This is a genomic window from Martinezella sp. CNPSo 3890 (assembly GCF_057784455.1).
Genome location: NZ_JBXSOR010000005.1, coordinates 309,353 through 321,368, shown reverse-complemented (window position 1 = coordinate 321,368; position 12,016 = coordinate 309,353). Strand labels below are relative to the sequence as shown.

9 protein-coding genes are annotated in these 12,016 nt (G+C 60.6%); all 9 read left to right on the top strand.

Going from position 1 to position 12,016, the window contains the following annotated elements; translation table 11 throughout:
• The first annotated feature begins 98 nt into the window (after positions 1 to 98).
• The 9 genes from murQ (at position 99) to AC13RC_RS16015 (ending at position 11,940) form a co-directional block, all read left to right on the top strand.
• The gene (murQ, locus tag AC13RC_RS16055) at positions 99 to 1,022 is read left to right on the top strand and encodes an N-acetylmuramic acid 6-phosphate etherase (RefSeq protein ID WP_488557751.1); all 924 of its coding nucleotides are present in this window, start codon (positions 99 to 101) and stop codon (positions 1,020 to 1,022) included.
• Positions 1,023 to 1,178: 156 nt separating this feature from the next.
• Positions 1,179 to 2,624 (top strand): ABC transporter substrate-binding protein, encoded by a 1,446-nt coding sequence (locus AC13RC_RS16050; RefSeq protein WP_488557778.1) that lies wholly within the window; start codon positions 1,179 to 1,181, stop codon positions 2,622 to 2,624.
• 129 nt (positions 2,625 to 2,753) lie between these two features.
• Positions 2,754 to 3,713, top strand: coding sequence for an ABC transporter permease (locus tag AC13RC_RS16045; RefSeq protein WP_113354403.1), 960 nt, complete (start codon positions 2,754 to 2,756; stop codon positions 3,711 to 3,713).
• Entirely contained in the window at positions 3,713 to 4,552 is an 840-nt protein-coding gene (locus AC13RC_RS16040; RefSeq protein WP_152093333.1) for an ABC transporter permease, read from the top strand. The genes AC13RC_RS16045 and AC13RC_RS16040 overlap by 1 nt, the downstream gene beginning before the upstream one ends.
• The gene (locus AC13RC_RS16035; protein WP_152093334.1) at positions 4,549 to 6,288 is read left to right on the top strand and encodes an ABC transporter ATP-binding protein; all 1,740 of its coding nucleotides are present in this window, start codon (positions 4,549 to 4,551) and stop codon (positions 6,286 to 6,288) included. The genes AC13RC_RS16040 and AC13RC_RS16035 overlap by 4 nt, the downstream gene beginning before the upstream one ends.
• A gap of 20 nt (positions 6,289 to 6,308) precedes the next feature.
• Entirely contained in the window at positions 6,309 to 7,328 is a 1,020-nt protein-coding gene (locus tag AC13RC_RS16030; protein ID WP_488557750.1) for a serine hydrolase domain-containing protein, read from the top strand.
• A 10-nt stretch (positions 7,329 to 7,338) separates the two neighbouring features.
• Positions 7,339 to 8,454 (top strand): anhydro-N-acetylmuramic acid kinase, encoded by a 1,116-nt coding sequence (locus AC13RC_RS16025; RefSeq protein WP_488557749.1) that lies wholly within the window; start codon positions 7,339 to 7,341, stop codon positions 8,452 to 8,454.
• A gap of 106 nt (positions 8,455 to 8,560) precedes the next feature.
• Positions 8,561 to 9,511: a lytic transglycosylase domain-containing protein gene (locus AC13RC_RS16020; protein ID WP_145318283.1), complete on the top strand. Its 951-nt coding sequence runs from the start codon at positions 8,561 to 8,563 to the stop codon at positions 9,509 to 9,511.
• A 158-nt stretch (positions 9,512 to 9,669) separates the two neighbouring features.
• Positions 9,670 to 11,940 carry an FdhF/YdeP family oxidoreductase gene (locus AC13RC_RS16015; RefSeq protein ID WP_488557777.1) on the top strand — a complete coding sequence of 757 codons (2,271 nt, stop codon included), beginning with the start codon at positions 9,670 to 9,672 and terminating at the stop codon, positions 11,938 to 11,940.
• The last annotated feature ends 76 nt before the right edge of the window (positions 11,941 to 12,016 follow it).

Sequence of the window (12,016 nt, the reverse complement as noted above, 5' to 3'; positions counted from 1 at the left end):
CTGAAAGCCGAACTTTGCTGCGGTGTGTTCGATATTAAAGTGATCGAACTTGCCACTGAGAGTTATTGATATCGAAGCGTTATTTCGCGAGCAGGCCCATGACAGAACAGACGTTGATATCCGAACTGGAACAATTGGTTTCCGAAGGGCGCAATCCGAATACGATGCATATCGATCTATTGCCGACTTTCGATATCCTGCGCGAAATCAATTATGAGGATCAGACGGTGCCTCTCGCCGTCGAGAAGGTCATTCCGGCGATTGCCGCCGCCGTCAATCAGATCGTCGCCGCCTTCCAGAAGGGCGGACGGCTGATCTATATGGGGGCCGGCACCAGCGGCCGTCTCGGCGTTCTCGATGCCTCAGAATGCCCGCCCACCTTCAGCGTGCCGCCGGATATGGTTATCGGATTGATTGCGGGCGGCCCGGATGCGCTGCGCCGCTCGATCGAGGGTGCGGAGGACGATCCGGTACAGGGGCGTCAGGCGCTGGAAGAGATCAATCTCACCAAGGATGATGTGGTCGTCGGCATCGCCGTCAGTGGCCGTACACCCTATGTGATCGGCGGCCTGAATTATGCCAAGAGCATCGGCGCTTTCACGGTCGCGCTCTCCTGCAATCCCAATTCCATCATCGCCGGCATCGCTGATCTGGCGATCTCGCCTGTTGTCGGCCCGGAAATCCTGACCGGCTCGACCCGTCTGAAATCCGGTACGGCGCAGAAACTCATTCTCAACATGCTGACGACGGCAAGCATGATCCGCATCGGCAAGAGCTATCAGAACCTGATGGTTGACGTCAGCGCCAGCAACAAGAAGCTGGTGGCGCGCGCCTCGCGCATCGTCATGCAGGCGACCGGCTGTACGCAGCAGGAAGCGCGCCGCGTGCTCGATCTGACCGGCAATGACGTCAAGCTGGCCATTCTCATGGAAATTACCGGGATGGGCATTGAAGAAGCCCGCACGGCATTGCAAAACGCTGATGGATTCCTGCGCAAGGCCATCAACGCCAGGACTGCTTGAGATAACCATCGCAGCTAACTGCGACGGCAATCAATGGGCCAAAATCGGCCGGGGACATTTAAAAAATTTGGAGGACTGAAAGTGGAAGGGAATTTTGGAAAGAAGCTGATTTCAGGCGTGGCGCTGGCCGTGGGGTTCGGTCTGGCGACGGTTGCGATGCCCGTGGAGGCAGCGACGTTGCGCATGGCATGGTCGCAGGACGCAACCGGTCTCGATCCGCATAAGCAGACCGCCTTCTCCTCCATCCGCCTGCTGGAGCTGATCTATGAGCCGCTGGTTCGCCTGGACGGCAATCTGCAGATCGTGCCCGGTGTCGCTGAAAGCTGGCAGTTCTCGCCCGACGGCAAGCAGTTGACCTTCAAGCTCAACGCGAAGGCCAAATTCCAGAACGGCGCAGCCCTCACGTCGGCCGACGTTAAGGCTTCCTTTCAGCGCATTCTCGATCAGGCGACCGGTGCCGTCGCCCGCGCGAACTTCCTGTCGATCGCAAGTATCGATACGCCCGATGCCACAACCGTCGTCTTCAACCTGTCGCAGCCCGACGTCCCGCTTCTGACGGCCATGACGAGCCTCAACGCTGCCATCGTGCCGGCAAGCGAGATTTCCGCTGGCACCATCGGTACTAAGGCGATCGGTTCCGGGCCCTTCAAGCTCGACAGCTGGGTTCCAAACGCCAAGGAAGTCTTGAGCGCCAATAAGGATTGGGCAGGCGGCGCCACCGGCGTCGATGGCATCAACATCAGCGTGCTGCCGGATGAAACCGCGATCCTCGCCTCGCTCCGCACCGGCCAGATCGATTTCGCGCTTCTGAACGATCCGCTCGTCGCAACGCTTGTGCCGAAGGAGCCGAAGCTGCAGCTCACCCGCACGCCGGTGCTCTCCTACAACGTTCTGCAGCTCAATCCCTCGCGCAAGCCGATGGATCAGCTGGCCGTGCGCCAGGCGATCTCGTGTGCCATCGACCGCAAGGATGTGATGGACACCGCAGCTCTCGGCGAAGGCAAGGTGACCGGGCCACTGACGATGCCGCTCTATGCGACCGATCCCAGCAAGCTCTTCTGCTACACGCGCGATGTTGCCAAGGCGAAGAAGCTGATGGCCGATGCCGGCTTTGCCAACGGCTTTTCGGCGACTGTGATCGCCGCAACCGGCGAGCCGCCGACGGCCACGGCCGAGGCGCAGGTCATTCAGTCGCAGCTCGCCGAAATCGGCATCAAGCTCGATATCAAGGTGATGGAACTCAACGTCTATGTCGACGCCTGGCTGAAGGGCAATTTCGACATGGCCGTGGCACTTAATGGCGGCAGTGCCGACCCCTATTCAATGTATAACCGTTACTGGACCAAGACCGGCAACCTGCAGAAGGTCGCCAACTATATCGATGATACGCTGGACAGCCTGATGCAGAAGGGCCGCGCCGAAACCGATCCGACCAAGCGCAAGGAGATCTTCGCCGAGTTCGAAAAGCATCTTGCCAAAGTCTCGCCCTGGATCTGGCTCTACACGGCCTATGGCTACACGGCCGAGCAAAAGAACGTCGAAGGCTTCGTGCCGACGCCGACCGGCTCGCTGTTCGGTCTGAGCAAGGTTTCGATTAAGTAACGACGATCGGGAGCTAGAGCATTTCCTTTTCAAATGACATCATGGAAGTGCTCTATCTCTTTGTTTTTACGCAATTTCGGCCGTAAAATTACGCCTTGGTTCAGCTGAAATTGTTCTAGAGGAATTATAATGTCGTATCTGACGCGCCGGTTGATGACATTCCCGCTGATCATGCTGGGCGTGTCCATCTTCGTCTTCGTCGCTATCCGGCTGGTGCCGGGCGATGCGATCACGGCGATGCTCGGAACCAATGCGGGCCTGCTGACGCCGGAACAGCGGCAGGCCCTTGCTGCCTATTTCGGCATCGACCAGTCCTGGCCGATCCAGTACTGGCATTGGCTGCTCGGTGTATTCCAAGGCAATCTCGGCATATCCGTCACCTACGGAAAACCGGTGCTCGACATCATCCTGGAGCGCTTTCCGCTGACGCTCGAGCTTGCTTTGCTTTCCATGGTGATCGCGCTTGCCATCGGCCTGCCGGCGGGCGTCTTTGCCGCCACGCGCAATGAAAAATTGTCCGATCTTGCCGTGCGCATCGTCGCCATGATCGGGCAGTCCACGCCGAACTTCGTTCTCGGGCTGCTGCTGATCTATGCCTTGTCGGCGGGATTTGGCGTGTTGCCGACTATGGGCGCCTTCACACCCCTTTGGGAGAATCCGCTCGAAAATCTCGGCCAGATGATCCTGCCCGCGCTGACGCTCGGTTTTGCTTTCGCCGCGTCGGTGACGCGCGTGGTGCGCTCGGCGATGCTCGATGTCCTGAGCGATGATTATGTCCGCACCGCCCGCAGCCGTGGCGTGCCGGCGCGCGGCGTCATCTGGCGGCATGCTCTGCCGAATGCATTGATCCCGGTGGTGACCCTGAGCGGCGTCGAATTTGGCTATCTGCTTGGCGGTGCTGTCCTAGTCGAGCAGATCTATGCCCTGCCCGGGCTGGGGCGCATGGTGCTCGATGCCATCCTGCAGCGTGACTATGCGCTGGTGCAGGGAAGCGTGCTGTTCATTGCCTTCAACTTCATGATCGTCAATCTGCTTGTCGATCTCGCCTATGTCGCGCTCGATCCGCGCGTTCGGCTGGGAGAAGGCTGATGCGGATCATCGGAGCCATCTTCGGACATATGAGCGGGCGGATCGGCGGCGTCATCGTCCTCATCTATATCTTGCTTGCCATCCTCGGCACGCTCGGGGTCACGCCGCACGATCCACTGACGCAGAATAGGATCGACAGGCTGCATCCGCCGAGCCTCACCTATTGGATGGGCACGGATCTCTTCGGCCGCGATGTCGCAAGTCGGTTGATGCACGGTATCGGCGAATCCTTCACCGTCGCCTTCTTTTCCGTCGCCGTTGCTACCCTGATCGGCACCGTGCTTGGCTTGACCGCCGCCTGGTCTGGCAAGCGCTGGGATGGCGTCATCATGCGTACCATGGATGTGCTTCTCGCTTTCCCTGCGATCCTGCTCGCGTTGCTCATCATCGCCATCGTTGGCCCCGGTACCTGGACAAGCGTTGCCGCAATCGCGATCGTCTATACGCCGATATTCACCCGCGTCGTGCGCGGCCCGGCTCTTTCCTTGAAAGGACGCGATTTCGTCGATGCCGCCCGCACCTTCGGTAGCAGCCGTTCCTATATCCTGACGCGGCATCTTCTGCTCAATCTCGTCGCACCCTTGACCGTGCAGGTGACGCTGGCGCTTGCCTGGTCGCTGCTGACGGAAGCGGGCCTCAGCTTCCTCGGCCTGGGAACGCAGCCGCCGTCCTCTTCGCTTGGCCTGATGCTGAGCGACAGTCGCAATCTTATGGAAACGGCGCCTTGGCTGCTGATCTTCCCTGGCGTGACCATCATGATCTCCATCCTCGGCTTCAATCTGCTCGGCGATGCCCTGCGCGATATCCTTGATCCGAAGATGCGGAGGGCGACGGTATGACACCGCTTCTTTCTGTCTCTGATCTCAGCGTCGGCTTCGGACGCAACCCCCAGACCAATCCCATCGTTCGCGGTGTCAGCTTCGATCTTGATGCCGGCGAGACGCTGGCAATCGTCGGCGAAAGCGGCTCGGGCAAGTCGGTCACCGCACTTTCGATCAATCGTCTCGTCGATTTCGGCGGTGGCCGCATCACCGGCGGCTCGATCCGCCTGAAACGTGCCGATAACAGCATCCTCGATCTGACCAAGGCGAGCGAAGCGGAACTGACGAAGATCCGTGGTGCCGAAATCGGCATGATCTTCCAGGAGCCGATGACCTCCCTCAACCCCGTCCTGACCATAGGTACGCAGATCGAGGAATCCTTCCGGCTGCATCGCGGCCTGACGGGGAGTCAGGCGAAAGCGGCGGCCAGGGACGCCTTGGATCGCGTGCGCATTCCGGATGCCGCGCGGCGCTTGACCTATTGCCCGAACCAGCTTTCCGGCGGCATGCTCCAGCGCGTGATGATTGCAACCGCGCTTGCTTGCAATCCACGTCTTCTGATTGCCGACGAGCCGACGACGGCGCTCGATGTCACCGTACAGGCGCAGATCATGGCGCTCCTTGCGGAATTGAAGCGCGAAACCGGCATGTCGATGATCTTCATCACGCATGATATCGGCCTCGTTGCCGGCATTGCCGACAAGGTGATGGTGATGCAGGCAGGCCAGGCGGTTGAGCAGGGCGAGCTTAATCAGATCCTCGATCATCCAACCCATCCCTATACCCGCCATCTGCTGCATTCGGTTCCCCACTTTTCGTCCGGACAGGCGGCGCGCAGTGATTTCCATCGCAACGCGGCTGCTTCCAAGCCCGCACTGGAGGTGGAGGGGTTGACCGTCCGTTTTCCGGTCAAGGGCGGCCTCCTTCGGCGGTCGAGCGGCGCCGTTCATGCCGTCGAAGGCGTTGGTTTCGACCTGATGCCGGGCGAGACGCTGGCAATCGTCGGCGAGAGCGGATCGGGTAAATCCACCACGGCCCGCGCGATCCTCGGATTGGTGAAATCGACCCGCGGCACCTTTACGACAAATAGCGGCAAGGCGGCGGATCGCACAAGCGCGGTGCAAATGGTTTTCCAGAACCCATACGCTTCGCTCAATCCGAGACTGCGCATCGATAGCATTCTTGCCGAACCGGTGATCGCCGCGGGCTCGCGGGTTTCTGCCGGAACCCGCGAGCGTATGGTCATGCTGCTCAAGCGCGTGGGCTTGCCGGAAAACGCGCTGGAGCGCTATCCGCACGAATTTTCCGGGGGCCAGCGGCAAAGACTATGTATTGCGCGCGCTTTGATGCTGAATCCGTCAGTGCTTGTGCTGGATGAAGCTGTGTCCGCGCTCGACGTATCGGTTCAAGCTCAGGTTCTCGAATTGCTGATCGAACTTCAGCGCGAATACGGGCTCGCCTATCTGTTCATCTCGCACGACATGGCTGTCGTGGAGCGCATCGCCCATCGCATCGCAGTGATCTATGCCGGGCAGATTGTCGAGATCGGTGATGCCGCCTCGGTCTTGTCGGAACCCAAGCATTCCTATACCAGGCGGTTGATCGCGGCGGTTCCGACGGTTGCGCGGCGCAGGGAAAACTTCACGCTCGACACTCGTCAGGTTCCGTCCCTGGTGCGCCCCTTGGGCTTCGAGCCGGCCATTCCCGAGTGGCGCCGCTTTGCGCCGGATCACATCGCGCTGGCAGAAGCCTGAGCGGGTCGAGGAGAGGCGAGATGGCAGCGAGGGGGAGTATGCAGTTTCAGGAGCGTTTCGATCGGGCCTTCGCGCCGATCGAGCAATCGGTTGCGGCGGCGCGCATCCCCGGCGGTGTGCTTGGCATGGTCGATCTCGACGGTATCAGGCAGGTCCGCGCCGTCGGTTCGGCACAGAAGGTGCCTGATGTCAGGCCGATGCTTCCAGATACCTGGTTCGACCTTGCTTCCCTCACAAAAGTCATTTTCACCACGCCGCGTATTCTTGCTCTGGCAGAGGCCGGCACGATCGACCTCGATGCTCCCTTGATCGAACTCCTGCCCGATCTGCGCCAGTATAGTGCCGAGGCCTGGGAGCGAAAGGTAACATTCCGCCAATGCCTCGGCCATCAGACGCCGTTCCCGGCGGTCGAGCCGATCTACACCTATGGCCGCGACCCAGAGCTTCTGCGCGCCTTCATCCTGCAGCGCGAATGGCGCGCCGGGCCGCCCGTCTATTCCGACATTAACTTCATTCTGCTTGGCCTTGCGCTGGAGCGGCTGAATGGGAAGACAATCCGCGCCATGGATCCGGGGCCGGGATTTGCCTTCTCCGCGCCGCCGGAATCGGCTGCTGCAACGGAAGACTGCACCTGGCGTCACCGTGTTCTGTCGGGCGAGGTCCATGACGATAATTGTTCGGCATTGCAGGGTGCCGGCCATGCCGGCTTGTTCGGAACGGCGGATGCGATCCTCGACTTCGCAAAGGGGCTGCTGGATGGCAGCGGCGCACCGGCCCGCTCGATCACCCTGATGCGAACACCGCTTTCGGCAACGCGGACCCATGGCTGGGAACGGCCCCATGACGGTTGGCATGGCGGTGCTCTCTGCTCGTCCGGCACGATCGGTCATACGGGGTTTACCGGCGTGGCCCTCTGGGTCGACTTCGACAAGGGCCGAGCCTGGACCCTTCTTACCAACCGCATTCACCCGACGCGCCACTTCGACAGCGGCATTCTGGCGCTCCGTCAGGCCGTCAGCGATCTCGTCAACGCAGCATAGGAGTCTGACCATGGAACCAATCTGGGCAGTCGGTCTGATGACCGGAACCGTCCTCGACGGCAATATCGATGTCGCCATGCTGAAGACGGACGGCGAGCGCGTCGAGGAATTCGGCCCCTATGTTTTGGCCCCTTATCCCAGCTGGATTCGAGAACTGCTGGAAGAGACGCTGCGGCAGGCGCGCGCATGGAATTTCGAAGGACCTGAACCGGCGATCTTCAAGGCGGCCGAGGAAGCCTTGACGCGAGCACAGTCGGAAGCCGTGAAGGAACTCGTGGAAAGCAACGGTATGACGATGGCAGACATCGGCGTCGTCGGCTTCCATGGCCAGACCGTCTTGCATCGCGCGCCGCAGAATGACCGGCTGGGGCAGACGCGCCAGCTTGGCGATGGCGAGCTGATGCGGTCCATTCTCGGCACCAAGATCGCCTATGATTTCCGCTCGGCCGACATGCGCGCCGGCGGCCAGGGCGCGCCGCTTGCTGCTGCCTATCATACCGCGCTGCTGCGCGGGGCGGGTGCAGCAGGAGAGGCGGCCATTCTCAATCTCGGCGGCGTTGCGAATGTCACATGGTGGGATGGAGAGGGCAATTTCGTTGCTTTCGATACCGGCCCGGCCAATGCGCCGCTCAACGATTTCATCAAGTCGCACGGGCTTGGCGAGATGGACCGCGACGGTGCGCTTGGAGCTGCCGGCAAGGTCGATGAGGCACGGCTCGAGCGGCTGCTGCAGCACCCCTATATGACTGCACCCTATCCGAAATCGCTGGATCGTTTCGATTTCGGTGCCGCCATGGCAGATGGCCTCGGCCCGGAAGATGGCGCCGCCACGCTTTCGGCCTTCACGGCAAGCGCCGTCGGCAAGGCGCTGGACCTGCTGCCGCGCAGGCCCACCAAGGTCGTCGTCAGCGGCGGCGGCCGGCACAATCCGACGATCATGTCGATGCTGAAGAGCCGGGCCGGCGTCGAGCCGATCTTTGCCGAGGATCTCGGCTGGCGCGGCGATGCTGTCGAGGCCGAGTGCTTTGCGTTTCTCGCCGTGCGCGTTCTGCGTGGCCTGCCGATCAGCTTTCCTGGCACGACGGGCGTGCCGGCGCCGATGCGCGGCGGACGCCTTGCGGAGTAACAGCCTGCGCGTCGGCTGTCGCGCGAGAGGTTTTCGCTTCCGTCCATCGATGATATGAAGAGGCCGCGAATTTGCGATCGGTTGGTCTCGGACGGATATCGCTTAAATGGCAGGCAGGCATTACCGGGCAGGCTTCTTCGGCATCGTCGTCGCTTTTGCGATCGCATTTTCCATTAACGGTTTTGCTTTCAGACCCGCGAGAGCTCAACCGGAATGGACTGTCGCACCACCTGTCTGCATTTCGGGGCCGCTGACGACGGAGACGGGCCAAACGCTGTGCCTGCGCAAGGACAGCTACAATCGCGATCTCTGCACCGCCATCGAATATTTCGCGCATGCCAACCGTCTGCCGCCGGATTATCTGGCACGGCTCGTCTGGCGCGAAAGCCTGTTTCGCTCCGATGCCGTCAGTCCTAAAGGCGCGCGCGGTATCGCGCAGTTCATGCCGGGAACAGCGAGGCTGCGTGGCGTGCGCGACAGCTACGATGCGCTTGAAGCGCTCGGCAAGGCGGCAACCTATCTCGATGAATTGCGGGGCCGCTTCGGCAATCTCGGGCTTGCGGCGGCTGCCTATAATGCCGGCGAGGCCGGCCTTGCCAATTTCCTGAATTCGGGCGGGCTTCCCTATGAGACGCGGAACTATGTGAGCGCGATCACCGCCCATAGTGTCGAAGAATGGCGCGATGATCCGCCAGATATAGCAGCCCCCGTGCTGGATAAGAGCAAGCCGTTTGTCGATTCCTGCGTCGCCCTTGCCCAAAGCCGGCGCCTGAAGCCCATTCCCTTGGAGCAGGAGCGTCCGTGGGCGCCTTGGGGCGCCCAATTGGCCGAGCATTTTCAGTTGGACGCCGCTCGCCGTCTGTTTACCGCAAATATCCGGAAGCTGCCGTCACCGCTGAATTTGGAGAAGCCGTTGATCGTGCGGCAGCGCAATGCCGACTTCGGTCGCCGGGTCCGTTATGCGGCGCGCATTCCGCGGCAAACGCGGGAGGAAGCGGATGCCGTTTGCACGCAGGTCCGGCAGCAGGGCGGCAGTTGCCTGGTTTTTAAGAACTGAGTTTGGGGCGCGTCAATACCTGCGTCATTTGCGGCCGGCGCGTATCGATTGTTTTGTCAAGTGCCTATTGGTAGCGCTTTACTCTCTTCTGCCGCCCGCTTATTCGTTAGAGATCGGCATTTGGGAGGAAGCCGTTTGGGTAGCCAAAGGAGCGTATGATGACGCAGAAGCGTGAAGTCCCCGGTATCCGTCCCTATAATAGCCCAGCTGGCGGTTGGGGAGCCCTGAAGGCAACCGCCAAGGCGGTTCGCGACCAGATGGATGTCACCGAGGCGCCGGGCCTTCTCCTGCGCACCAACAAGCCCACAGGCTTCGATTGCCCTGGCTGTGCCTGGCCCGACAAGGAACACACCTCCACCTTCCAGTTCTGTGAAAACGGCGCCAAGGCGGTCACCTGGGAAGCGACGAACAAGCGCGTGACGCCGGAATTCTTCGCCGAACATACGGTCAGCGAGCTTTTGACCTGGAGCGATTATGAGCTCGAAAATGCCGGCCGGTTGACCCATCCGATGGTCTACGACCACGCATCCGATACCTACCGGTCGATTGCCTGGGAAGACGCCTTTGCCCGCATCGGCGACGTCATGCGCAGCCAGCCCGATCCGGATATGGTCGAGTTCTACACATCCGGTCGTGCCTCCAACGAAGCGGCCTTCCTCTTCCAGATCTTCGCGCGTGAATACGGCACCAACAATTTCCCCGATTGCTCGAACATGTGCCATGAGGCGACCAGCGTCGGTCTGCCGCAATCGATCGGCATTGGCAAGGGCACCGTCTCGCTCGACGACTTCGATGAATGCGATCTGATCATCTCCATGGGGCACAATCCCGGCACAAATCATCCGCGCATGATGGGCACGCTGCATGAATGCTCGCGCCGCGGCGTGCCGATCATCGTCTTCAACCCGCTGAAGGAGCGGGCGCTGGAGCGCTTTGCCGACCCGCAGGATCCGATCGAGATGGGAACCTTCAGCTCGACCCGAATCGCGTCGTCCTATTATCAGGTGAAGATCGGCGGCGATGCCGCCGCGCTCAAGGGAATCATGAAAGCGGTTCTGGCGCTGGCCGAAACATCACCTGAAGTACTCGATCATGCCTTCATCGCCGAACACACCACCGGCTTCGAAGCCCTTGTTGCCGATATTAACCGGACTGAGTGGGCCGATATCGAGCGGGTCTCCGGGCTCGCCCGCGCCGATCTGGAACGAGTAGCGGAGATCTATGCCAAGTCGAAGGCCACGATCGTCGCCTACGGCATGGGCATCACCCAGCATGCCAAGGGAACGGCGAATGTGCAGCAGATCGCCAATCTCCTGCTGCTACGCGGCAATTTCGGCAGGCCTGGTGCGGGCATCTGCCCGCTGCGCGGCCATTCCAACGTCCAAGGCAATCGCACCGTCGGAATTACCGAGAAGCCGACGCCGGCTTTGATCGAGGGCATCGAACGTGCCTTTGGCTTCACCGCGCCGGCTCATCATGGTCACGATGCCGTCGCCGCCATGCAGGCTATGGCGGAAGGGCGCTCCAAGGTGCTCATCTGCCTCGGCGGCAATTTCTCGATCGCGCTTCCCGATCCGGAACTCTGCGCGCAGGCGATGCGCAAGCTCGATCTCGCCGTTCACATGAATACCAAGCTCAATCGCTCCAATCTGCTTATTGGTAAGGAATCCTTCCTGTTCCCCGTACTTGGCCGCACTGAACAAGACGTTCAGGCTACCGGTGCGCAATCGGTGACGATCGAAGATTCGATGTCGATGGTACATGCGTCGCGCGGACGGCTGAAACCTGCTTCCGACCAGCTGCGTTCGGAACCTGCGATCGTCGCGGGAATAGCGCAGGCGACCCTGCCGAACAGCAAGGTCGCCTGGATGGAGCTCATCACCGACTATGATCTGATCCGCGACAAGATCGAAGTGGTCTATCCGGATTTTGCCGACTATAACGAGCGCATCCGGGTGCCGGGTGGCTTTCGCCTGCCGATCGGACCGACCGAGCGCGTCTGGAAGACGCCGTCCGGCAAGGCAGAATTCAAGCTCTTTGATGGTCTGAACGAAGATATCTCGCTTTCGGATGGAACTATCCTCAAGCTCGCTACAATCCGCAGCCACGACCAGTACAATACGACGATCTATGGGCTCGATGACCGCTATCGTGGCGTCTTTGGCCGCCGCGACATCCTGTTCATGAACGACAAGGATCTGAAAGCAAAGGGCCTGGAGCACGGCGATCTGGTCGAGATCGAAACAGCGCTCCCATCGGGTGCCAAGCGATTGCTGAAGCTGACGGCGATTTCCTACGATATTTCCGAGGGCTCCGTCGCTGCCTATTACCCGGAGGCAAATTGCCTGATCCCGATCGACTATCAGGACAAGGAAAGCGGCACGCCGTCGTATAAATCCGTTCCGGTGCGGGTCAGCAAGGCGGCATAGTTTCGTTTTGCCTTCTAGCCGTCTTTTGCCATCTTGATGGCTGACTATCCTGTGGCTATATTAGTCGGAACAGGAG

Bases quoted from the DNA above. Each gene is read 5' to 3' on its own strand.
- murQ (WP_488557751.1), top strand. From the start codon at position 99: ATGACAGAACAGACGTTGATATCCGAACTGGAACAATTGGTTTCCGAA.
- AC13RC_RS16050 (WP_488557778.1), top strand. From the start codon at position 1,179: ATGCCCGTGGAGGCAGCGACGTTGCGCATGGCATGGTCGCAGGACGCA.
- AC13RC_RS16045 (WP_113354403.1), top strand. From the start codon at position 2,754: ATGTCGTATCTGACGCGCCGGTTGATGACATTCCCGCTGATCATGCTG.
- AC13RC_RS16040 (WP_152093333.1), top strand. From the start codon at position 3,713: ATGCGGATCATCGGAGCCATCTTCGGACATATGAGCGGGCGGATCGGC.
- AC13RC_RS16035 (WP_152093334.1), top strand. From the start codon at position 4,549: ATGACACCGCTTCTTTCTGTCTCTGATCTCAGCGTCGGCTTCGGACGC.
- AC13RC_RS16030 (WP_488557750.1), top strand. From the start codon at position 6,309: ATGGCAGCGAGGGGGAGTATGCAGTTTCAGGAGCGTTTCGATCGGGCC.
- AC13RC_RS16025 (WP_488557749.1), top strand. From the start codon at position 7,339: ATGGAACCAATCTGGGCAGTCGGTCTGATGACCGGAACCGTCCTCGAC.
- AC13RC_RS16020 (WP_145318283.1), top strand. From the start codon at position 8,561: ATGGCAGGCAGGCATTACCGGGCAGGCTTCTTCGGCATCGTCGTCGCT.
- AC13RC_RS16015 (WP_488557777.1), top strand. From the start codon at position 9,670: ATGACGCAGAAGCGTGAAGTCCCCGGTATCCGTCCCTATAATAGCCCA.